Origin of the sequence: Clavibacter capsici (assembly GCF_001280205.1) — a bacterium.
Taxonomy (GTDB): Bacteria; Actinomycetota; Actinomycetes; order Actinomycetales; family Microbacteriaceae; genus Clavibacter; species Clavibacter capsici.
The window spans coordinates 759,973-782,030 of record NZ_CP012573.1 but is presented as its reverse complement, the minus strand read 5'-3'; the positions used below and the strand labels follow the sequence as shown (position 1 = coordinate 782,030).

Genomic DNA, 22,058 nt, shown 5'->3' with positions numbered 1-22,058 from the left:
GCCCGCGCGCACGGCGACGGCCCGCCGCCCCCTCTCGGGGACGACGGGCCGTCGTGGTCGTGCGGGACTACTCGCTGGTGATGGCGAGGTCCGGGGACGAGGGTCCGGTGCCGATGCCGGCGCCGACCGTGAGCCCCTCGCGCTGCGTGGTGACGAACGTGAACTCGCCGTCCACGTAGTCGACGTGCACGTGGTCGCCCGCGTTGAGGTCGCCCTGCAGGATGCGCTCCGACAGCCGGTCCTCGATCTCGTGCTGCACCGCGCGGCGCAGGGGCCGGGCGCCGAGCGACGGGTCGAAGCCGACCTCGATGAGGCGCTCCTTCGCGGCGGTCTCGAGCGTGATCGTGAGATCGCGGTCCATCATGCGGTCCGACAGGCGCTTCACGAACAGGTCGACGATCTGGAGCAGCTCGGGCTTCGACAGCTGCGGGAAGACGATGGTGTCGTCCACGCGGTTGAGGAACTCGGGCTTGAAGTTCTTCTTCAGCTCCTCGCTGACCTTGCCCTTCATCCGCTCGTAGGAGTTCGCGGCGTTGTTCTCGACCTGGAACCCGACCGGGGCACCCGTGATGTCCTTGGTGCCGAGGTTGGTGGTCATGATGATGACCGTGTTCTTGAAGTCGACCACGCGGCCCTGGCCATCCGTCAGGCGTCCCTCCTCCAGGATCTGGAGCAGCGAGTTGAAGATGTCCGGGTGGGCCTTCTCGATCTCGTCGAAGAGCACCACGGAGAACGGCTTGCGGCGCACCTTCTCGGTGAGCTGGCCGCCCTCCTCGAAGCCGACGAACCCGGGAGGGGCGCCGAAGAGGCGGCTCACGGTGTGCTTCTCGCCGTACTCGCTCATGTCGAGCGAGATGAGGGCGTCCTCGTCGTCGAACAGGAACTCCGCCAGGGCCTTCGCGAGCTCCGTCTTGCCGACGCCCGTGGGGCCGGCGAAGATGAACGATCCCGAGGGACGACGCGGGTCCTTGAGGCCGGCGCGGGTGCGGCGGATGGTCTTGGACAGGGCCGAGATGGCCTCCTCCTGGCCGATGACCCGCTGGTGCAGGGCCTTCTCCATGAAGACGAGCCGCGAGGACTCCTCCTCCGTGAGCTTGAAGACCGGGATGCCCGTGGCCTGGGCCAGCACCTCGGCGATCAGGCCCTCGTCGACCTCGGCGGTGGTGCGGACGTCGCCCGAGCGCCACTGCTTCTCGAGGCGGAGGCGCTCGCCGAGGAGGTTCTTCTCCTCGTCGCGCAGGCTCGCGGCCTTCTCGAAGTCCTGGTCCTCGATGGCGGTCTCCTTGGCCACGCGGACCGTGGAGATGCGCTCGTCGAACTCGCGGAGCTCCGGCGGGGCCGACAGGATCGAGAGGCGGAGGCGCGCGCCGGCCTCGTCGATCAGGTCGATGGCCTTGTCCGGCAGGAAGCGGTCGGCGATGTAGCGGTCGGCGAGGTTCGCCGCCGAGACGATGGCGCCGTCGGTGATGGACACCTTGTGGAACGCCTCGTACTTGTCGCGCAGGCCCTTGAGGATGTTGATCGTGTGCGGCAGCGAGGGCTCCTGCACCTGGATCGGCTGGAAGCGGCGCTCGAGGGCCGCGTCCTTCTCGAAGTGCTTGCGGTACTCGTCCAGCGTGGTCGCGCCGATGGTCTGCAGCTCGCCGCGCGCGAGGAGCGGCTTGAGGATGCTGGCCGCGTCGATGGCGCCCTCGGCGGCACCCGCGCCCACGAGGGTGTGGATCTCGTCGATGAAGGTGATGATGTCGCCGCGGGTGCGGATCTCCTTGGTGACCTTCTTGAGGCGCTCCTCGAAGTCGCCGCGGTAGCGGGACCCGGCGATGAGCGAGCCGAGGTCGAGCGTGTAGAGCTGCTTGTCCTTCAGCGTCTCCGGGACGTCGCCCTTGACGATGGCCTGCGCCAGGCCCTCGACGACGGCGGTCTTGCCGACGCCGGGCTCGCCGATGAGGACGGGGTTGTTCTTGGAGCGGCGCGACAGGATCTGCATCACGCGCTCGATCTCCTTCTCGCGCCCGATGACCGGGTCGAGCTTGCCGTCGCGCGCGGCCTGCGTGAGGTTGCGCCCGAACTGGTCGAGGACCGTGGAGCCCGCCTGCTGGCTCTGCTGGGCCTCGCCGCCGACGGCGACCGCCTCCTTGCCCTGGTATCCGGACAGGAGCTGGATGACCTGCTGGCGCACGCGGTTGAGGTCCGCGCCGAGCTTGACGAGCACCTGCGCGGCGACGCCCTCGCCCTCGCGGATCAGGCCGAGCAGGATGTGCTCGGTGCCGATGTAGTTGTGGCCGAGCTGGAGGGCCTCGCGGAGCGACAGCTCCAGGACCTTCTTCGCGCGCGGCGTGAACGGGATGTGACCCGTGGGCTGCTGCTGGCCCTGGCCGATGATGTCCTGGACCTGTTCGCGGACGGCATCGAGGGAGATGCCGAGCGACTCCAGGGCCTTGGCGGCCACGCCTTCGCCCTCGTGGATGAGGCCGAGCAGGATGTGCTCGGTCCCGATGTAGTTGTGGTTGAGCATCTTGGCCTCTTCTTGGGCCAGGACGACGACGCGACGAGCGCGGTCGGTGAATCTCTCGAACATCTGTATCTCCCTGGGCACCGGGGCAGGGGGCCGGCGCCGATATGTAGAGAGTAACGACGGGTCCGAGGAGTGCATGCCCCTGTTCGCCGTGGGCGTGACGCGATGCGCGAGGCGGCGGATCGAGCCCGGGGCCGAGGCGCGGAGCGGGCTCCGCTAGCGGTCGGCGTCGGGCGCGGGGACGCCCATGCGGGCGCGCTCCTTGGCCTCGATGGCGGCGTAGGCCTTGCGCTCCTGCTTGTCCGCCTGGATGACGGCGCGCATGATGAACCAGAAGATCAGCCCCACGCCGAGGGTGGGGAGGATCGACCAGATCGCGCTCGCCCAGAAAGCATCCATGCGAGAAGGATACGCCGCGCTCTAGGTGAGGATGCCGACGACGCCCTGGCCGATCATGACGACGGCGATGCCGCCGACGATGATCCAGAGCGCGTAGCGCGCGGTGGTGGGCTTCTTGGGGTCGGTGCCGTTGGGGCCGAGGGGCATGATGCCTACTTCACTAGGGGGAACAGGATGGTGTCGCGGATGCCGAGGCCCGTGATGGCCATGAGGAGCCGGTCGACCCCCATGCCCATGCCGCCCGACGGCGGCATGCCGTGCTCGAGCGCGCGGAGGAACTCCTCGTCCAGCGGCATGGCCTCGTCGTCGCCGCGGGCCGACTGGCGGGCCTGGTCGACGAAGCGCTCGCGCTGCACGACGGGATCCACGAGCTCGGAGTAGCCGGTGGCCAGCTCGAAGCCGCGGATGTAGAGGTCCCACTTCTCGACGACGCCCTCGATCGAGCGGTGCGCGCGCGTGAGGGGCGACGTCTCCACGGGGAAGTCGAGCACGAACGTGGGGCGCTCCAGGGAGCCCTTCACGAAGTGCTCCCAGAGCTCCTCGACGAGCTTGCCGTGCGTGCTCAGCGGCACGACGACGCCCTCGCGGTCCGCGATGGCCTGCAGCTCGTCGACGGTGGTGGCGGGGGTGATCTCGACGCCCGCGGCCTCGCTCAGCGAGCCGTACATGGAGATCCGGTCCCACTCGCCGCCGAGGTCGTACTCGGTGCCGTCGGCCCACGTGACGACGTGGCTGCCGGCGACGGCCATGGCCGCGTCCTGCACGAGCGTCTGGGTGAGCTCGGCGATGGACGTGTAGTCGCCGTAGGCCTCGTAGGCCTCGAGCATCGCGAACTCGGGGCTGTGCGTGGAGTCGGCGCCCTCGTTGCGGAAGTTGCGGTTGATCTCGAAGACGCGGTCGATGCCGCCGACCACCGCGCGCTTGAGGTACAGCTCGGGCGCGATGCGGAGGTACATCTCGGTGTCGAACGCGTTGGAGTGCGTGACGAACGGGCGGGCGGAGGCGCCGCCGTGCATCACCTGCAGCATGGGCGTCTCGACCTCGACGTAGCCGCGCTTCCGGAACGTCTCGCGCATCGAGGCGTTCACCTTCGCGCGGTCGAGGACGTTCCTGCGGGCCTGGTCGCGCACGATGAGGTCGAGGTAGCGGCTGCGGACGCGCGTCTCGTCGGAGAGCTCGGAGTGCAGGTTCGGCAGCGGCAGCAGGGCCTTCGACGCGATGCGCCACTCGGTGGCCATGATCGACAGCTCGCCCTTGCGGCTCGCGATGACGCGGCCGGCGACGAAGACGTGGTCACCCAGGTCGACGAGCTCCTTCCACGCGGCGAGCGACTCGTCGCCGACCTCGGCCAGCGAGATCATGGCCTGGATGCGCGTGCCGTCGCCCGCCTGGAGCGTGGCGAAGCAGAGCTTCCCGGTGTTGCGGAAGTGGACGACGCGGCCGGCGATGCCGACGACGTGGTCGGTCTCCTCGCCGGGCTCGAGGTGGCCGAACTCGGCGCGGACCGCGGGGATCGTGGTGGTGACCGGGACCTGCACGGGGTACGCGCCCTCGCCGGGACCGCCCTGGGCGTTGAGGCGGGCGCGCTTGGCGAGGCGCACGGCCTTCTGCTCGGCGATGTCCTCGGCGGACCCCTCCACGTCGGCGGGCGTGGCGGTGGTCGCGGGCGTTCCGGGGCTGTCGGTCATGTGCGGGCGGATCCTCGCGGGTCGAAGGGGCGTGCGGCCGAGCGGCCTCCCGTCGATTCTCGCAGGTGCGGGCGGGGGCCGGGCACGGCCAGGCGGACGGGGGCCGGTGCGGCACCCACGGGCGGGTCAGGCGATGACGACGGTCTCGTTGTCGATGAGGCGCGTGGTGCCGACGCGGGCCGCGACGACGGCGAGGGCCGCGCCGCGGTAGCCGTCGTCGACGGGCTCGAAGGTGGCGGGATCCACCACCTGGAAGTAGTCGAGCGCCACGGCGGGCTCCCCCATGACGACCGACTGCGCGGCGGCGATGACCGCGTCGATGCCGCGGGATCCCGCGCTCTGGGCGGCCTCGAGCGCGGCCGGGATGACGCGGGCGGCGCGGCGCTCGCGGTCGTCGAGGTAGCGGTTGCGGCTGGAGAGGGCGAGGCCGTCGGGCTCGCGGACGGTGGGCAGCTCCTCGATGCGGACGGGCAGGTCGAGGTCGCGCACCATGCGGCGCACGAGGTGCAGCTGCTGGGCGTCCTTGCGGCCGAACGTGGCGACGTCGGGGGCGACGACGTGGAGCAGCTTCGCCACGACGGTGAGCATGCCGTCGAAGTGGCCGGGGCGGGAGCGGCCCTCGAGCGCGAGGGCGACGGATCCGCCGGTGACGCGGATGCGCGCGGGTCCGTCCGGGTACATCTCGGCCGCGGACGGCGCGAAGACGAGGTCGACGCCCGTGGCGGCGAGCGCCTCCACGTCGGCGTCGAGCGTGCGGGGGTAGGCGTCGAGGTCCTCGCCCGCGCCGAACTGCAGCGGGTTGACGAAGATCGAGACGACCACGAGGGATCCGAGCTCGCGGGCCCGGCGCGCGTGCGCCAGGTGGCCCTCGTGCAGCGCGCCCATCGTGGGGACGAGCACGACCACGGCCTCCTCGCCCGCCGCGGCGCGGGCGGCGCGGTGGTCGCGCACGCGGGCGCGCAGCTCGGCGATGCCGGTGACGACGGTGGGCGCGGGGATCGTCATGCCGTGGTGCTCCTCGGGGCTCGGGACGCGGACGCACCAGGTTAGTGCGCGTCGGGCCCGTCGTCCGTCGGCCGCGGGACGTCGCCCGTGGTGAGGCGCGCGCCGCCGGCCGCGGAGGAGCGGCGGAGGGCGTCGTCGACGGCGGAGCGGATCAGCGGGCCGAGCACGCGGCCGGGCTCCTCCACGCCGATGCCCGCGAGGAGGCCGGCGGCCTGGTCGACGATCGCGGTGGAGAACGTGGTCGCGGTGGCGATGGCCTCCGCGTAGGCCGCGCGGTCCCGCTCCTCCACGACGACGGGCTCCCCGCCCATCTCCACCACCAGCACCTGCGCGATGGGGAGCACGGGCGCGGGGGCGGTCACGGCGAACCAGCTGTCGAGCATGCGGCTGAGGTCCATGCTCGTGCCGGTGAACGACATCGCCGGGTGGATGGCGAGCGGGATGATCCCGGCGGCGAACGCGGGCGCCAGCACCTGGACCCCGTGCGCGGCCGACGTGTGCATCACCAGCTGGCCCGCCTGCCACGCGCCCGTCGCGGCGAGGCCGGAGACGAGGCCGGGGAGCTCGGCGTCGGGGACGGCGAGGATCACGAGCTCGCTGCGCTCCACGATCTCGGGGATCTCGAGCACGGGCACGTCCGGCAGCATCGTCTCCGCGCGCTCGCGGCTGGCCTCGGAGAGCGCGGAGATACCCGTGATGGCGTGGCCGGCGCCCGCGAGCGCCATGCCGAGGACGGGGCCGACGCGGCCGGCGCCGATGATGCCGACGCCGAGGCGGCCGGAGCGCTGGGAGGGGGCGGTCATGCGGGGTCCTCGGGGGTGGATCGGTGGCGCGGGGCGGACGGGGTCTCGGGTGCCGTCTCAGTCGGGACGCCGTCGTCCATCGAGGCGTCGGGGGCCGTCCCAGGAGCAGGAGCGGGATCCGCGGCGGGAGCCGTCGCGGGATCCGGGGCGCCGGGAGCGCACGCCGCTGCCGACCCGGGCGCCGGCCAGCTCGCCGCCTCGGCGCCCCAGCGCGCGGAGGTGTCGGCCCGGGCGGAGGCGACGGCCGCGGCGATCAGCCGGGTCGACAGCTCGACGCCCGTGGCGCGGTCGATGGCGCCGAGCCGGGTGTCCACCGGGCCCGCGACGGTGGCGGCGCGCACGGAGACGAGGTCGAGCCGGCGGTCGATCGGGCCCTGCGTGAGGTCGACGCCCTGCGTGCGGGCGTGCGGCACGACGACCAGGCGGCGCCAGATCACGCCCCGGCGGACGAGGAACGCGGAGTCGTCGACCGCGAAGCCGGTGCGCCGCCACGAGAACGGCTTGAGGATCCAGGCGCGGCGCGGCGACGTCGTGAAGCCGTCGTCGGCGCCGCCCCGGCCCGTCATGCCCGTGCCGATGAGCGCGAGCGCGTCCTCGCCCACCAGCTGCGGCAGGACGAGGCCGAGGACGCGGTCGACGTCGCGGCGGTCGCCCACCGGGAGGATCGACGTGTTCTGCTGCCCGGCCGCCCCCGGCGCGGACGAGTGCGAGGCGCGCGTGATGCGGATCTCCCACCAGCCGGCCGCGCGCCAGAGCAGCGGCTGCACGACCTCGACCGCGTGGATCCGGCCGGGCGGGATGGTGTCGTTGCTCGTCGAGAGGAGGCCGAAGCCGACGCGCACGCCGTCGGGCGTGCCCGCCACGCTGTAGCGCAGCGAGCGGGTGATGCGCCGGACGAAGAAGCCGGCGGACCCGAGGAGCGTCGGCAGCAGCGGCACGAGCAGGTACCAGGCCTCGAAGCGCACGATGAGCGGGATCCCGACGACCACGAACAGCACGAGGAGCACGGTGGGCGCGGACAGCAGCACGGCGCCGACGAGGCGCGGGATGGGGATGCGCACGACCGACTGCGGCGGGGCCGCGTCCGGGTCGAGCTCGGGCGCGAGGAACTCGTCGACGCGCGCGCCGACGAAGCCGCGCGGGGCGGTCCCGGGGGCGCCGTGGGCGGCGGACGCGGATCCGGCCGCCTCGGCGCGCGCCCCGGACGCGAGCCGCAGCACGCGGAGGCGGAACGCGTCGGCGTCGCGCGAGCGCAGGTAGTGCAGCGGGAGGTTCGCGTCGTTGCCCGCGACCTGGATCTCGAGCTTCGCCGCGCCGATCAGCCGCGCGACGAGGGGCCGCGTGATGCCCACGCCCTGGATCCGGTCGAGCCGGGCCCGCCTGTTGGTGCGCGACAGGATCCCGCTGCGCACCTCGACGGTCTCCTCGGTGACCCGGAACGTGTGCATCCGCCACGACAGGTAGGAGATGCCGACCGCGAGGAGCGTGAAGGCGAGGAGGCCGAGGATCACCCAGATGAGGGCGCCCGACTCGACGAGCAACGGGATGAGGTCGGACTCGCCGTCGGCCTGGTCCCGGCCGGGGACGAAGCGCTCCACGATCTGCTCGCGGAGGGAGGAGACGAGGAAGCCGATCGCGAGCAGGAAGACGACGCCGCCGCGCAGCAGGGGCGTGGCCGGGTGGAGGCGGTGCCAGCCGCCGTCGGTGAGCTCCTCGGCGATGCGCGCCTCGGCGGCGGGGATCGCGGGCGCGGGGTCGGCGTCCGCCGCGGGAGACGCGGAGGACGCGGGGACCCGGGCGGCCGGATCCTCGGGCGCCTGGTCGGTCACAGCCCGGCCCGACGCGTCTCGGCGAGGGCCACCAGACGGTCGCGGAGCTCCTCGGCGTCGGCGTTCGCGAGGCCGGGGATCTGGATGCTCGCCGACGCCGCCGCCGTCACGAGCTTGAGGTCGGCGAGGCCGAGGACGCGGCCGACGGGGCCGCGCGTGATGTCGACGAGCTGCATCCGGCCGTACGGGACGGCGACGATGCGCGTCCACATGATGCCGCGGCGGAAGACGAGGTCGTCGTCGCGCAGCTGGTACCCCATCGCGCGGACGCGGCGCGGGACGACCACGAGGGTCACGACCAGCTCGATGAGCGCGGCGGCGCCGAGCACGATCGGCAGCCACCCCGGTGCGTCGACGGAGAAGAGGAACGCCGCGATGCCGCCGAGGACGAGGGCGGTGATCACGCCGCCCACCAGCTCGACGCCGACGAGGCGCGGGGAGACGCGGCGCCACTGGACGCCGTGCGGGTCGACGTTCGCGGTCACGGTGCTCCTCCGGTGGTGCGGTGCTACGAGGCCTCGCGCGCCGGATCCCCCGGGCGCGGGTCGTCCCGGTCGTCGGGCGGGACCGTGCACCAGTGCTCGGCGACCAGCCCGGCGACGAGGAGGACGACGGCTCCCACCGTACCGGCCACCGCCAGCCCGACGGAGGACGCGCCGGGCAGCACGGGCCGCGCCAGCACGAAGGCGAGCACTCCCCCGGTGATCCCGGCGAGCAGCGCGCCCGCGAGCGCGGACGCCTTGGCGAGCAGGACGACGCGCGTGGCGCGGAACGGGTCGACGCGGCCGGGTCGACGACCGCGCGTGGTCTGCCGGATGGGCCAGGCCAGGGCGATCAGCACGATCCCGACGATGAGGAGGGTCGCGCCGAGCGTGAGCGGCGGGATGAGGAGAGCCTGGCCGCTCATGAGGAGCGCGTTCTCCGCGAACCAGCCGACGGCCGCGCCCGCGATGAGGAGGGCGATGAGGGTCGTGGAGCGCGTGCGGGTCACGGCGTCGCCTCCGGGGCGGCGGCGGGGGCGGCACGGGCGTCGCGCTCGAGATCGGCGAGCAGCGCGTCGACGCGGCCGCGGCCGGGGAGCTCGGCGTCGGGATCCGCCTGGAGCCAGGGCCCCAGCACGAACGCGCGCTCGGCGGCGCGCGGGTGCGGGACCGTGAGGCGGTCGTCGTGGATCCGGACGTCGCCGTACGAGACCACGTCGAGGTCGATCGTGCGGTCGCCCCAGCGCTCCTCGCGCACGCGCCCGAGGTCGCGCTCGATGCCCGCCAGCGCGTCGAGGAGCGCGTGCGGGCCGATCGCGCAGTCGACGAGCACGACGCCGTTGAGGTACCCGGGCTTCGTCGGGTCCTCCCCCTCGGGCGTCACGGCGACGGACTCCACGAGCTCCGACGCGCGCGCGACACCGAGGCCCGCGACGCCGTCGATGCGGGCGACCGCGCGCTCGATGGTGGCGCGCCGGTCGCCGAGGTTGGATCCCACGGCCACGACCGCCCGCACGACCTCGCCCGGCGCGGGCAGGGTCGACCGGCGCTCGATCACGACGGCGACGTCGCCGAACGGCACGGCGATGGGCGCGTCCGGCTTGTGCACCGTGACGCGCACCCATCGGGCGACGGGATGCGCGAGCACGACGCCCGCGATGCGCTCGGCGAGGGTCTCGATGAGGTCGACGGGGTCCCGCTCCGCGGCGGCCGCGACCTCCTCGGCCAGCTCGCCGTAGTGCAGCGTGCGGCCCAGCTCGTCGCTGCCGCCCGCGGGCGCGAGGTCGAGCGCGACCTCGAGGTCGATCACGAACGACTGGCCGTCGCGGCGCTCCTCGGCGAAGACGCCGTGGTGGGCGTGGACGCGGAGGCCGGTGAGGAGGATGCGGTCGGCCGGGAGGCTCGTCACCATGAGCGGCCCACGACGATGGACGGGAGGTCGCCCGGGTCGGCCGGGTCGTACCAGAGCGGCAGCTTGCCGCCGACGGCGGGGAGCAGCGCGTCCGCGGTGGTGACGGTGCGCGTGACGTGGTGGTCGCGGCCGTCGCCGTCGGTGAAGGCGACCGTGAGGCGCGCGCGCACCGCGTCGCCGGATCCGTCGAGGCGCTGGACGGCCGTGACGATCGCGGAGGTGCGCCGCCCGGTCTCGGTGACGCGGCGGGCGGTGGCGGCGAGGCGGGCGACCCGGCGCTGCACGACGGCCCACGCGACGGCGGCGGCGATCCCGAGCACGGCGAGCACCGCGGCCACGACGCCGAGGGCCGCGTGCGACGCGTCGCCCTCGGTCGCGGCGGAGGAGAACGGCAGCGCCCCGACGATCCCGAGGGCCGTGCCGAGCAGGACGACCGCGGCCGGCCACAGCACCGCTCCCACCGTGGTGAGCGCGGGCGACAGCAGCACGACGGACGCGTAGACGCTGCCGAGGGATCCGAGGAGCCCCAGCACGACGGCGACGACCTTCGCGACCACGACCACGGCGCCCGCGCCGGCGGCGAGGTCGGCCGGGAACGTGAGCCCGACGCCGAGGACCACGGAGGCGATGAGCGCGGCGATCGCGACGCGGACGAGCACCGCCTGCGGGGAGACGACGACACGGTCCTGGCTCACGGCGCTCATGCTCCTACTCTGACAGACCGGCGGGGCGCGAGGGCCCGGCGGATGCGGCGGCGACGGCCTCCGCGCGGCCCCGGGCCCACGCCCCCTCGACCGCGAGCGCCGCGCGCGTGGACGCGACGTCGTGCACGCGCACGGCCCAGGCCCCCGCGCGCGCGGACAGCGCGCTGACGACCGCGGTCGGCACGTCCCGGGCCTCGACGGACGCGCCCTCCGGCAGGAGCCGACCGAGGAAGCGCTTGCGGGAGGCGCCCACGAGCACGCGGTGCCCGAGGTCCGTGACGGCGTCGAGGGATCCGAGGAGCTGCCAGTCGTGCGCCGCCTCCTTCGCGAACCCGAGGCCGGGGTCGAGCACGATGCGTCCGGGGTCGATCCCGGCGGCCGTCAGCGCGTCGATCCGCGCCCGCAGCTCGTCGCGCACCTCACCGACGACGTCGACGTAGGTCGCACGCGCGGCCATCGTGGCGCTGTGGCCGCGCCAGTGCATGGCGACGTAGTCGACGGCGGAGTCCGCGACCACCCCGGCCATGGCGGGATCCGCGAGGCCGCCCGACACGTCGTTCACGATCCGCGCCCCCGCGGCCACGCACGCCTCGGCGGTCGCGGCGCGCATGGTGTCGACGCTCACGAGGATCCCCTCGTCCGCGAGCCCGCGCACGACCGGCAGCACGCGCGCGAGCTCCTCGTCGGCCTCCACGCGCGCGGCGCCCGGGCGGGTGGACTCGCCGCCCACGTCGACGACGTCGGCGCCCTGCTCGACCATGCGGCGGGCGTGCGCGAGCGCGTCGTCGAGCGCGAGGTGCCGGCCGCCGTCGCTGAAGGAGTCGGGCGTCGCGTTGAGGATCCCCATCACGAGCGTGCGGCCGACGGCCGACGCGGGCGTGGTCACGGCCGGTCCCGGCCGCCGACGGCGGGCAGCAGCGCGAGCACCTCGGCGCGCGCCGACGGCTCGGCGAGGGATCCGCGCGCCGCGATCGTGATGGTGGTGCTGCCCGCCTGGCGCGTGCCGCGGGAGGTGACGCAGCCGTGCGTGGCGTCGAGGATGACGGCGACGCCGCGCGCGCCGAGCCCCTCCTCGAGGGCCTGGGCGATCTGCTCGCCGAGGCGCTCCTGCATCTGCGGGCGCGAGGCGAGGTCGTCCACGACGCGCGGCAGGCGGCCGAGGCCCACGATGCGCTCCCCCGGCACGTAGGCCAGGTGCGCGACGCCGGTGAACGGCAGCAGGTGGTGCTCGCAGATGGAGCGGAACGCGATCCCCGTGACGATGACGGGCTGCGGCGCCGCGTCCGTCTCCGGCAGCGGGAAGGTCTCACGCAGGTGCCGGAGCGGATCCGCCCCGACGCCCGCGAAGAACTCGCCGTACGCCTCGGCGACCCGCGCCGGGGTGGTGACGAGGCCCTCCCGGCCCGGGTCCTCGCCGATGGCCAGGATCAGCTCGGCCACGGCCGCCTCGATGCGCGCCCGGTCGACGCCCACTCAGGTCACGCCGTCGCAGGACGCGGGAAGGGCGAGCGCTTCGGCTTGCCGGCCGGCGGCTCCGAGTCGACCGCGCCGTCGACGACGCCCTGGTCGATGGGCGCCTTCTGCGGCATGGGCACGGGAGGCAGGTCGGACAGCGGTCGCTTGTCGCTCGAGAGCCACTGCGGACGCGGCGGCAGCTTCTTGACGTCCGCGAAGATCGCCGCGAGCTGGTCGTGGTCGAGCGTCTCCTTCTCGAGGAGCTCGGTCGCGAGGCGGTCGAGCACGTCGCGGTTGTCGTTGATGACCTGCCAGGCCTCGTCGTGCGCCCCGTCGAGGAGCGCGCGCACCTCGGCGTCGACCGTGAGGGCCATGTCCTCCGAGTAGTCGCGTCCGCCGCCGAGCTCGCGGCCGAGGAAGGGCTCGCCGGAGCTGGAGCCGAGCTTCACGGATCCGACCTTGGCGCTCATGCCGTACTCGGTGACCATGCGGCGGGCCGTGGACGTGGCCTTCTCGATGTCGTTCGACGCGCCCGTGGTGGGGTCGTGGAAGACGATCTCCTCGGCGACGCGGCCGCCCATGGCGTACGTGAGCTGGTCGAGCAGCTCGTTGCGCGTGACGGAGTACTTGTCCTCCAGCGGCAGCACCATCGTGTAGCCGAGGGCGCGGCCGCGGGGCAGGATCGTGACCTTGGTGACGGGATCCGTGTTGTTCATGGCCGCCGCCGCGAGCGCGTGGCCGCCCTCGTGGTACGCGGTGATGAGCTTCTCGTGGTCGCGCATGATGCGGCTGCGGCGCTGGGGCCCGGCCATGACGCGGTCCACGGCCTCGTCGAGCGCGCGGTCGTCGATGAGCTGCGCGTCGGAGCGCGCCGTGAGGAGCGCGGCCTCGTTGAGGACGTTGGCGAGGTCGGCGCCCGTGAAGCCCGGGGTCTTCCGCGCGAGCACCTCGAGGTCGACGCCCGCGGCGAGCGGCTTGCCGCGCCCGTGCACCTCGAGGATCTGCTTGCGGCCCTGGAGGTCGGGCGCGTCGACGCCGATCTGGCGGTCGAAGCGACCGGGGCGCAGCAGCGCGGGGTCGAGCACGTCGGGCCGGTTGGTGGCCGCGATGAGGATGACGTTGGTCTTGACGTCGAAGCCGTCCATCTCCACCAGGAGCTGGTTGAGGGTCTGCTCGCGCTCGTCGTTGCCGCCGCCCACGCCGGCGCCGCGGTGGCGGCCGACGGCGTCGATCTCGTCGACGAAGATGATGGCCGGTGCGTTCTGCTTGGCCTGCTCGAAGAGGTCGCGCACGCGGCTCGCGCCGACGCCCACGAACATCTCGACGAAGTCGGATCCGGAGATCGAGTAGAAGGGCACGCCCGCCTCGCCGGCGACGGCGCGCGCGAGCAGGGTCTTGCCGGTGCCGGGAGGGCCGTAGAGCAGCACGCCCTTGGGGATGCGGGCGCCGACGGCCTGGAACTTCGCGGGCTCCTTGAGGAAGTCCTTGATCTCCTCGAGCTCCTCGATGGCCTCGTCCGACCCGGCGACGTCGGCGAAGGTGACCTTCGGGGAGTCCTTGGACGCGAGCTTCGCCTTCGACTTGCCGAACTGCATGACGCGGTTCCCGCCGCCCTGCATGCCGGAGAACATGATCCAGATGAAGAAGCCGATGAGCAGGAGCGGCAGCAGGATGCTGAACGCCGACAGGAGCCAGCTCGGCTGCGGGACCTGGTCGTCGAAGCCCTTGGCCGGGTTCGCCTCCGTGATGGCCGAGACGATCTCGCCGCCGCGCTGGGCGACGTAGTTGAACTGCACCATGGTGCCGTTGTCGCCGTCGGCCTCCGTGAGCGTGAGGTCGACGCGCTGCTCGCCGTCGATGATCTTGGCGGAGGCGACCTTGCCGTCCTGGATCAGCTCGAGGCCGTGCTGCGTGGTGATGGTCTTGTAGCCGGATCCGGTGATGAGGCTGAAGCCGACCGTCACCACGACGATGGCGAGGACGACGATGAGGATCGGGCTGCGGAGGATCTTCTTGAAGTTCATGAGCGTAGGGGCGCGGGCCCGACACCTTTCTGCCCGTGCCGCGCCGTACGGCGACGAGATGTCTTCGAGGATACAAGCGGCTGTCTGGGCATGGTCGCGGTGTTCGCCGCCAGCCGAACGTGCGGCCGCCCGGAGGCGGGTAGGAGGAGCGGGGCGCCTCAGCTGTAGACGTGCGGCGCGAGGATCGCGACGTCGCGGAGGTTGCGGTACCGCTCGGCGTAGTCGAGGCCGTAGCCGATGACGAAGTCGTCGGGGATCTCGAAGCCCACGTACTTGACGTCCACCGCGATCTTCGCCGCCTCCGGCTTCCGCAGCAGGGCGCACACCTCGACGCTCGCGGCGCCGCGCGAGCGGAGGTTCGCGAGCAGCCAGGAGAGCGTGAGGCCGGAGTCGATGATGTCCTCCACGATGAGCACGCGGCGCCCCGAGAGGTCGGCGTCGAGGTCCTTGAGGATGCGGACGACGCCGCTCGACTTCGTGCCGGAGACGTAGGAGCTCACGGCCATCCAGTCCATGTGGATCGGCAGCTCGAGCTCGCGCGCGAGGTCGGCCATGACCATGACCGCGCCCTTCAGCACGCCCACGAGGAGGAGCTCCTCGCCGGCGTAGTCACGCTCGATCTCGCGGCACATCCCGGCGATGCGGCCGTGGATCTCCTCCTCGGTGTGGAGGACCCGGGTCAGGTCGTCGGCGATGTCGGTGGATCTCATGTCACTCTTCCGTCGTCCTGGCGCTGAGGACGAGGAGTCCGTCCCTGCGTACGACCCTAACGCCCGGCAGGTCGACCGGGCCCTGCCCGTGCCAGTCGGTCACGAGCCGCGCGACCTCCAGGACGTGCGTCCGCGAGAGGTGCGCGGCGAACTCCTCGCGGGCGGCCAGGCGGATCAGGCGGTGCCGGAGGGCGGGCGGCGCGGCGAGGAGCGAGGCCACCTCGAGCGAGATGCCGGCCTCGGCGTGGTCGGCGATCTCCTCGATCATCTCGGCGGCGAAGTGCTCGAGCGCGTCGTCGTCCTCGCGCAGCTGGTCGGCCGTGCGGGCGAGCGCCTCGGCGATGCCCGGTCCGAGCTCGCGCTCGAGCACGGGCAGGGCCTGGTGGCGGACGCGCACGCGGGCGTACGCGGGGTCGGCGTTGTGCGGGTCCTGCCAGGGCTCGAGGCCCTGGTCGGCGCACGCGGCGCGGGTGGCGGCGGCGCGGATCCCGAGCAGCGGCCGGAGGTAGACGGCGTCGGCCGTGCGCGCGGGCGCGGAGCGCGCCATGCCGTGCAGGCTCGCGGCGCCGGATCCCCGTGCCAGGCCGAGCAGCACGGTCTCCGCCTGGTCGTCGAGGGTGTGGGCGAGGAGGAGCGCGCGGGATCCGGTCTCCCGGAGCGCGTCGTCGAACGCGGCGTAGCGGGCGGCGCGGGCGGCGGCCTCGGGGCCGTCGGCGCCCGGATCCACCCGCACACGCGTGATGACGACGGGGTCGAGGCCGAGGGCGCGCGCGGCGTCGGCGGCGCGCGCGGCGACGTCGGCGGATCCGTCCTGGAGGCCGTGGTCGACGACGACCGCGCCCGCGGCGACCCCGGCGCGCGGTCCCTCGAAGGCGGCGGCCGCGGCGAGGGCGAGCGAGTCGGCCCCGCCCGAGAGCGCCACGAGCACGGGCCCGGAAGGCGATCCGGCCGGCGTCGCGAGCGCGTCGCGCACCGCCCGACGGAGGTCCGCGACGGCGGGGGTCAGACGGGGGCGCTCGGAGGGCATCCACTAACGTTATGGCAGCATCCCGCCCACGTCAGAACCACGAGGAGCACGCCCATGGCCAGCTACGACGTCGTCATCGAAATCCCCAAGGGGTCCCGGAACAAGTACGAGGTCGACCACGAGACGGGCCGCGTGTACCTCGACCGCGTGCTCTTCACGTCGTTCGTCTACCCGACCGACTACGGCTTCTTCGAGAACACGCTCGGCCTCGACGGCGACCCCGTCGACGTGCTCGTGCTCCTCGAGTACCCGGTCTTCCCCGGCGTCGGCGTCGCCGTCCGTCCCGTGGGCGTCTTCAACATGAGCGACGAGGCCGGCATCGACTCCAAGGTCATCGCCGTCCCGGCCAAGGACCCGCGCTGGGCCCACATCCAGGACATCGCGGACGTGCCGCAGCAGACGCGCAGCGAGATCGAGCACTTCTTCGAGCACTACAAGGACCTCGAGCCCGGCAAGTGGGTCAAGACGGAGGGCTGGGGCGACGCGGCCGAGGCCGAGCGCATCGTCCAGGCCGGCTTCGACAAGCTCCAGGCCGAGGGCGACGGCCACGGCGGCGAGCCGGAGGAGGACGCCTGATCCGCGTCCCCGCCTGACACGACGACGCCCGCCCCCGCAGCAGATGCGGTGAGGCGGGCGTCGTCGTGTCCGGGGGTCGCGGATCAGCCGGGTCGGCCCACGTAGGGCATGAGGTCGCTGCCGCCCCACAGGCCCTGGATCTTCACCACGTCGCCGGGCTTGGGCGCCGCGATGATGGTGTCCCCGCCGAGCGAGATGGCGTCGTGGTAGAAGCCGTCGCCGCTGTTCCAGAAGATGATGTCGCCGGCCTGGCGCTGCGAGAACGGGACGAGGCGGCCCTGCGACTGCATCCTGTTGTACTGGCTGCTCACCGAGTGGCTGCCGACGTCGATGCCCGCGGCGCGGTACGCCATCATCACAAGGCCCGAGCAGTCCCACTGGCTCGGGCCGGCGCCGCCCAGCTGGTAGGGCTCGCCGAGCTGCGCCTTGGCGAAGGCGATCGCGACCTGGGCCGCGTTGCCCGACGGCGCGGGGCCGGGGCGGGCGCGGGCGCGGGGGCCGGGGCGCTGGATCCGCCGCCGCCGCCACCGCCGGAGGACGAGCCGCCACCGCCGGAGGAGGATCGGCCGCCGGAGGACGAGGATCCGCCACCGCCACCGCCGGACGACGCACCGCCACCGCCACCGCTCGAGGCCGGACCGCCGCCGCCGGAGCCGCCTGAGGGCGCCGCGACGGCCGCCGGGATCGGCGGCTGCGTGATGCTCTGGATGTACTGCGCCTCGATCTCCGAGGTCGAGTCCTTGAGGAGCGCCAGCTGCGCGATGAGCTGGTCGCTGTTGCGCGTCTGCTCGGCCACGGCGGCCTCGGCGGTCGCGGCGGCGGAGTTCGCGGAGTCGAGCGACCTCTGCGCCTCGTCGGCGAGGCGCGCCAGCTCGTCCTTGGCGACCTGCGCCTGGTCGCTCAGCGACGCCGCGCTGTTGCGGTCCGCGAGCGCCTGCTGGTACACGGACTGCGTGCTCTCGGACAGCTTCGTCATGGTGCCGAGCGAGCGGAGCAGCTCCTCGGCGTCGTCGCCGTCGGACGCGAACAGGCTCGCGGTGAGGTCCTGTCCCCCGGCGCGCGCGAGGTGGCTCGCGAGGAGGCCCGCGCGCATCCGGCTGGTGAGGGCCGTGGCCTGCGCCTCGTCCGCCTTCTTCTGCAGGCGCGCGAGCTTGTCGGCCTGCGCGTCGCGCGCGGCCTGGGTCTGCGCGTACTTCTCGCCGGCCACGAGCGCGGCCTTGCCTGCCTGGTCGGCGGACACCTGCAGGCCGGTCGCCAGCTCCGTCACCCGGTCGATGGCCGCCTGCGTGTCGGCCACGTTCCCCTTGGCCGCCTGCACGTCCGCCCACGAGGGGTAGTCGGTGGCGGCGAACGCGGTCTGCGCGGCGACGCCGCTGGAGACCGCGATGACGCCCACGGCGAGCGTGGAGATGACGACCGTGGTCGGGCGGAGGTGGTTCATGTCGTTCCTCATGTCAGTGCGTGCTGGTGATGGAGACACCCTGGCCGTGCATGAACGCCACGGGGTCGACGGCGTTGCCGTTGATGCGGATCTCGAAGTGGAGGTGGCAGCCGGTGGAGCCGCCGGTCGTGCCCGTCTGGGCGATGGGCTGTCCGGCGACGACCTGCTGGCCGTTCCGCACGAGCGTCCCGCCGTTCATGATGTGGCCGTACGCGGACGAGACGCCGCCGCCGTGGTCGATGCGGATGTAGTTGCCGTAGCCGCCGTTCCAGCCCGCGAAGGTGACGACGCCGGAGTGCGCCGCGTACTGGGTCGCGCCGCAGGTGGCGCCGCGGACGAGGTCCTCGCCGGCGTGGAAGATCATGCGGTGCTGGATGGGGTGGAAGCGCGGGCCGAAGTAGCCGCTGGTGTTCGCGCCCGGCAGCGGGGCGGTCCAGCCGGTGGAGCTGATCGCGCCCGGGGAGACGTCGCCGCCGGCGCGTCCCTGGCTGGCCGCGAGGGCGTCGGCGTCGGCCTGGCGCTTGCGGACGCCGGCCTGGTAGTCGTCCTCGGTGGCCTCGCGGTTCTCCGCCATCACCGCGAGCTTCGCGTCGGCGTCGGCCTTCTGCGCGTTCTGGTCCTCGAGCGCCTGCTCCAGGTCGGCCTGCGCCTGCGCGGCCTCCTGGAGGAGCTGCTCGGCCTTGGCGTTCAGGGCGTCGAGCTCGGTGAGCGCGACCTGCGCCTGGTCGCTGAGGGACTTGGCCGCGTTGCGGTCCTGCAGGGCGATCGCGTAGATCTGGTCGGACTTCTCGGCGACCTTGCTCATCGTGCCGAGCTTGTCGAGGAGGTCGTCGGTGCCGTCGCCCTCGCTGAGGAGGAGGGTGCCGGAGAGGTTCTGCCCGCCGGTGCGCATCAGCTGCTTGGCGAGGCCCGCGGCCTGGTCCTGCGACCGGGTGGCCTTGGCGTCCGCGGCCTCGACCCTCTGCTGGAGCTGGACCGTCTCCTCGTGCTTGTCGTCGGCCGCCTGCTGCGCCTTGTCGTGCTCGTCGCCGCGCTGCACCACGAGGGCCTGCGCGTCGGTCACGCGCTGCTGGAGCGAGGCGATCTCGTCGTTGATCCTCTGCACCAGCGCCTGCTGCGCCTGCTCGTCGCCGCGCGCCTTCTGCACGTCGTCCCACGAGGCGAAGGTGTCGGCATGCGCGGGTGCCGCAATCGAGCCGGTGAGGAGGACGGCGGTGATCGCGACGATCGCCTGGAGGGTGCGGCGACCGCGCGGGCGCGCTGGCGTCGCGCCCGAGGGGCGCGATCTCCGGAGGAGGTCCTGGTGCATGGTGTTCCCGATCATCGTGTCGCCCGGCTGGCCGGCTGCGCCTCCCCGCGGGTCCGGCGGGGCGTCGCGGATCACATCCGTCACACCGTCACCGGCTCTCACAGTAACAACGGGGATCCGCGGCGCACAGCGCGCGGACGCGGGGATCCCCGCGGGGATCCCCTCTCCCGGGAGGGTCGAGCGAAGGCTAACCCCGCGGAAGGGTGACACCGGGGCAGCGCGCGGACCGTGTCGCGAACCTCCCAGGAGCTCGGCGGTCCCTGCTCGCGCGGGGCGGGATGGACGGCGAGCGGGCGCGCGACACGCCGCTGGATCCGCATGCTGGCGGGGCCGCGCCTCCCCACCGGACGCCCGATTTGAGTCCTCGCCCGGAGTGCGGTTATGCTGACGTGTCGGTTGCTGCGAGGCCTGGGAGACCAGGGCGAGCGGCCCCATCGTTTAGTGGCCTAGGACGGCGCCCTTTCACGGCGTTAACACGGGTTCGAATCCCGTTGGGGTCACCGAGCAAGGACCGACATGCAAGGCCCTGTAGCGCAGCTGGTTAGCGTGCCGCCCTGTCACGGCGGAGGTCGCGGGTTCAAGTCCCGTCAGGGTCGCCACGGATGGGAAGCCCTCTCGCACGAGAGGGCTTCTGTCCGATGTGGGCGTCTTCTCGAAGTCGCCCGCTCGCCTGGGTAGCTCAGTTGGTAGAGCGTTCGACTGAAAATCGAAAGGTCCGCGGATCGACGCCGCGTCCAGGCACCATCGCCGGTCCCCGTCCCAGACGGCAGGGCCGGCTCTCCCTTTGCCCCCGGCACTCCCCGGGCGTGACGCGTCAGGCGTCGGCCTGGAGCGCGGTCGCGAACTCCGCGAGCACCCGGTCGGAGAACAGGACGAAGCGCACGAGCTCGATCCCGTCGCCCGCGCCGTCCGCGAGCGCCTCGCGCACGGCTCCGACCGCCACGCGCGCGGCGTCGTCGACCGGCCAGCCGTAGACGCCGGCCGAGACCGCCGGGAACGCGACGCTCTGGAGCCCGAGGCCCGCGGCCACCTCGATCGAGCGGCGGTAGGCGCTGCGGAGCACCGGGGTGCGGTCCTCGGAGGCCGACCAGACGGGGCCGACCGTGTGGATCACGTGGCGTGCGGGCAGGCGGAAGCCGGGCGTCGCGACGGCGTCGCCCGTGGGCAGGCCGTCGGGGAGCCCCTCCGCGCGGATCCTGCGGCAGGCGGCGAGCAGCTCGGGCCCGGCCGCACGGTGGATCGCGCCGTCCACTCCCCCGCCGCCGAGGAGCGACGAGTTGGCCGCGTTCACGATCGCGTCCACGTCCTGGCGGGTGATGTCGCCGCGCACGGCCTCGAGCTGGGTCATGCCCCCAGCCTGGCCCGGCGGCGACGCGGCGTCGGCGCGTCGCGGGTCAGGCGCGCGATGCGTCCGCCGGAGCGACGGTGCGGCTCGCCGTCAGCCAGCGCGGCCCCTCGAGCATCCAGCGGAGCCGGGAGCCCAGGACGGCGGCGCCGATGATCCGGCTCGCGACCACGACCGGAACCAGCAGGGCGATCGGCAGGATCGCGCCCCAGACCTGCGTGTGCTGCTGCAGCACGGGAACGAGCCCCGTCAGCTTGAGGCCGGCGCTCAGGGCGGAGACCAGGAAGATGTGGAAGACGTAGACGGGGAGCGTCTGCCGCCCGACCCAGCGCAGCGCCCGGGCCAGCGGGTTCTGCATGCCGACGACCGCGAGGACCTGGTTGCCGGCGAGGAGCGCGACCGCCGCGATGGCGAAGGTGAGGACCAGGCCGTTCCCCGTGGCGCGCAGGGCGACGAAGACGCCGGCGTACGCGACCACCGCGAGCGCCGCGGTGAGCGGCGTCGCGCGGCGCATGAGCGACAGCCAGGCGTCGCGGCCGACGACGCCCGCGTAGAACCAGACGAGGTTCGCCGCGATGGAGCTGAGCTTGACCGCGTCCATCGGCTCCGTGAGGAGGCCCGCGGTGAGCGGCTTGAGCAGCGGCGCGGCGGCCGCGAGCGCGGCGAACGGGATCAGCGCCCACGCGCGGCGCTCGCCGAGCAGGCGGGTGCACGCCCAGGCGACGAGGAAGAACACGGGCAGCGCCCACAGGTACCAGTACGAGGTCGGCAGCACCAGGCTCAGCGCCAGCTCGCCCGGCGTCGGCGCCGCGCCGCCGCCGCGCGCCTGCGGGACGAACAGGCGCGCGAGGAAGAGCAGGGTCCAGATCGCGTAGACGGAGTAGATGCCGAGGGTCCGCCCCCGGGTCGCCCCGAGCGGGCGCTCGACGGCGCGCGTCGCGAGGAAGCCCGAGATGAAGAAGAACAGCGGCATGCGCAGGGGCGCGAAGGCGGAGCTGACGTCCCACCACAGCGCGGCGGCGCCCTCGTTCACCTCGTTCTCGTACATGAGGGAGAGGTGCAGGAGGACGACGAGGACCATGCAGGCGCCCTTGCCCGCGTCGATCCACTCGAAGCGGGGGCGGCCGGCGGCGGGGACGGCGGGATCCGCGGCGGGGCGGGCGGCGGCGTGCGTGCGCGCGCGGGAGCGCGATCTCATGGATGGGAGGGCCATGGCTCTTCTCTGATGCGCCGGCGAGGAGTCGGGTAGCTCCTGCGTGCGGCGCGGTGCTCGGGTCCCGTGATCGTACCGCCGGGACCCGCCGACGCGCGTCCCCCCGAGCGGGGCACGATGCG

General features: G+C 73.4%; 22 protein-coding genes and 3 tRNA genes. 4 read left to right on the top strand and 21 right to left on the bottom strand.

What is annotated here, in order from left to right; genetic code table 11:
- Positions 1-67: 67 nt before the first annotated feature.
- From AES38_RS03835 to tilS, 16 genes are all read right to left on the bottom strand, one after another.
- Positions 68-2,578, bottom strand: coding sequence for an ATP-dependent Clp protease ATP-binding subunit (locus AES38_RS03835; protein WP_053773858.1), 2,511 nt, complete (start codon positions 2,576-2,578; stop codon positions 68-70).
- Positions 2,579-2,731: 153 nt separating this feature from the next.
- Entirely contained in the window at positions 2,732-2,914 is a 183-nt protein-coding gene (locus AES38_RS03830; protein WP_043675762.1) for a hypothetical protein, read from the bottom strand.
- Positions 2,915-2,935: 21 nt separating this feature from the next.
- Positions 2,936-3,061 carry a hypothetical protein gene (locus AES38_RS16205; RefSeq protein ID WP_256998852.1) on the bottom strand — a complete coding sequence of 42 codons (126 nt, stop codon included), beginning with the start codon at positions 3,059-3,061 and terminating at the stop codon, positions 2,936-2,938.
- Positions 3,062-3,066: 5 nt separating this feature from the next.
- The gene (gene lysS, locus AES38_RS03825) at positions 3,067-4,602 is read right to left on the bottom strand and encodes a lysine--tRNA ligase (RefSeq protein WP_053773857.1); all 1,536 of its coding nucleotides are present in this window, start codon (positions 4,600-4,602) and stop codon (positions 3,067-3,069) included.
- Positions 4,603-4,728: 126 nt separating this feature from the next.
- On the bottom strand, positions 4,729-5,607 hold the full coding sequence (gene panC, locus AES38_RS03820) for a pantoate--beta-alanine ligase (RefSeq protein WP_053773856.1): 879 nt from the start codon (positions 5,605-5,607) through the stop codon (positions 4,729-4,731).
- Positions 5,608-5,648: 41 nt separating this feature from the next.
- Positions 5,649-6,410, bottom strand: a complete 762-nt coding sequence (locus AES38_RS03815; protein ID WP_053773855.1) for a Rossmann-like and DUF2520 domain-containing protein — start codon at positions 6,408-6,410, stop codon at positions 5,649-5,651.
- Positions 6,407-8,239: a PH domain-containing protein gene (locus AES38_RS03810; protein ID WP_072174607.1), complete on the bottom strand. Its 1,833-nt coding sequence runs from the start codon at positions 8,237-8,239 to the stop codon at positions 6,407-6,409. Before AES38_RS03810 ends, AES38_RS03815 begins: the two co-directional genes overlap by 4 nt.
- Positions 8,236-8,724, bottom strand: a complete 489-nt coding sequence (locus AES38_RS03805) for a PH domain-containing protein (protein ID WP_053773854.1) — start codon at positions 8,722-8,724, stop codon at positions 8,236-8,238. Before AES38_RS03805 ends, AES38_RS03810 begins: the two co-directional genes overlap by 4 nt.
- A gap of 23 nt (positions 8,725-8,747) precedes the next feature.
- A complete protein-coding gene (locus AES38_RS03800) occupies positions 8,748-9,230 on the bottom strand; it encodes a DUF3180 domain-containing protein (protein WP_053773853.1) in 483 nt (160 codons plus the stop codon).
- A complete protein-coding gene (gene folK, locus AES38_RS03795; RefSeq protein ID WP_053773852.1) occupies positions 9,227-10,132 on the bottom strand; it encodes a 2-amino-4-hydroxy-6-hydroxymethyldihydropteridine diphosphokinase in 906 nt (301 codons plus the stop codon). The genes AES38_RS03800 and folK overlap by 4 nt, the downstream gene beginning before the upstream one ends.
- Positions 10,126-10,836, bottom strand: coding sequence for a DUF3592 domain-containing protein (locus AES38_RS03790; RefSeq protein ID WP_053773851.1), 711 nt, complete (start codon positions 10,834-10,836; stop codon positions 10,126-10,128). Before AES38_RS03790 ends, folK begins: the two co-directional genes overlap by 7 nt.
- Positions 10,837-10,840: 4 nt before the next feature.
- The gene (gene folP / locus AES38_RS03785; protein ID WP_053775654.1) at positions 10,841-11,683 is read right to left on the bottom strand and encodes a dihydropteroate synthase; all 843 of its coding nucleotides are present in this window, start codon (positions 11,681-11,683) and stop codon (positions 10,841-10,843) included.
- Positions 11,684-11,718: 35 nt separating this feature from the next.
- Positions 11,719-12,309 carry a GTP cyclohydrolase I gene (gene folE / locus AES38_RS03780; protein WP_053773850.1) on the bottom strand — a complete coding sequence of 197 codons (591 nt, stop codon included), beginning with the start codon at positions 12,307-12,309 and terminating at the stop codon, positions 11,719-11,721.
- Between the two features lie 5 nt (positions 12,310-12,314).
- On the bottom strand, positions 12,315-14,315 hold the full coding sequence (gene ftsH / locus AES38_RS03775; RefSeq protein WP_053773849.1) for an ATP-dependent zinc metalloprotease FtsH: 2,001 nt from the start codon (positions 14,313-14,315) through the stop codon (positions 12,315-12,317).
- Positions 14,316-14,473: 158 nt separating this feature from the next.
- Positions 14,474-15,025, bottom strand: coding sequence for a hypoxanthine phosphoribosyltransferase (hpt, locus tag AES38_RS03770; protein ID WP_053773848.1), 552 nt, complete (start codon positions 15,023-15,025; stop codon positions 14,474-14,476).
- A 1-nt stretch (position 15,026) separates the two neighbouring features.
- On the bottom strand, positions 15,027-16,052 hold the full coding sequence (tilS, locus tag AES38_RS03765) for a tRNA lysidine(34) synthetase TilS (RefSeq protein WP_053773847.1): 1,026 nt from the start codon (positions 16,050-16,052) through the stop codon (positions 15,027-15,029).
- 54 nt (positions 16,053-16,106) lie between these two features.
- Between tilS and ppa the strand changes: the two genes are divergently transcribed.
- Positions 16,107-16,628 (top strand): inorganic diphosphatase, encoded by a 522-nt coding sequence (ppa, locus tag AES38_RS03760; protein WP_053773846.1) that lies wholly within the window; start codon positions 16,107-16,109, stop codon positions 16,626-16,628.
- Positions 16,629-16,711: 83 nt separating this feature from the next.
- Here the strand turns inward: ppa and AES38_RS16200 are convergent, their stop codons facing one another.
- The 3 genes from AES38_RS16200 to AES38_RS03750 are packed head-to-tail and all read right to left on the bottom strand — an operon-like array spanning position 16,712 to position 19,378.
- A complete protein-coding gene (locus AES38_RS16200; protein ID WP_256998851.1) occupies positions 16,712-16,984 on the bottom strand; it encodes a C40 family peptidase in 273 nt (90 codons plus the stop codon).
- Positions 16,984-18,069: an NlpC/P60 family protein gene (locus AES38_RS03755; protein ID WP_256998850.1), complete on the bottom strand. Its 1,086-nt coding sequence runs from the start codon at positions 18,067-18,069 to the stop codon at positions 16,984-16,986. Before AES38_RS03755 ends, AES38_RS16200 begins: the two co-directional genes overlap by 1 nt.
- Positions 18,070-18,082: 13 nt before the next feature.
- Positions 18,083-19,378: a M23 family metallopeptidase gene (locus AES38_RS03750; protein ID WP_053775653.1), complete on the bottom strand. Its 1,296-nt coding sequence runs from the start codon at positions 19,376-19,378 to the stop codon at positions 18,083-18,085.
- Between the two features lie 427 nt (positions 19,379-19,805).
- On the opposite strand from AES38_RS03750, the gene AES38_RS03745 reads away from it, so the two are divergent.
- The 3 genes from AES38_RS03745 (at position 19,806) to AES38_RS03735 (ending at position 20,122) form a co-directional block, all read left to right on the top strand.
- Positions 19,806-19,878: transfer RNA gene (locus AES38_RS03745), tRNA-Glu, on the top strand.
- 22 nt (positions 19,879-19,900) lie between these two features.
- Positions 19,901-19,977: transfer RNA gene (locus tag AES38_RS03740), tRNA-Asp, on the top strand.
- 69 nt (positions 19,978-20,046) lie between these two features.
- A tRNA-Phe gene (locus tag AES38_RS03735) sits at positions 20,047-20,122 on the top strand.
- A 70-nt stretch (positions 20,123-20,192) separates the two neighbouring features.
- Here the strand turns inward: AES38_RS03735 and AES38_RS03730 are convergent.
- Complete coding sequence (locus tag AES38_RS03730; RefSeq protein WP_053773845.1) at positions 20,193-20,726, bottom strand: O-acetyl-ADP-ribose deacetylase; 534 nt, start codon at positions 20,724-20,726, stop codon at positions 20,193-20,195.
- Positions 20,727-20,772: 46 nt separating this feature from the next.
- Positions 20,773-21,936, bottom strand: a complete 1,164-nt coding sequence (locus tag AES38_RS03725) for an acyltransferase family protein (protein ID WP_053773844.1) — start codon at positions 21,934-21,936, stop codon at positions 20,773-20,775.
- Positions 21,937-22,058: the final 122 nt, after the last annotated feature.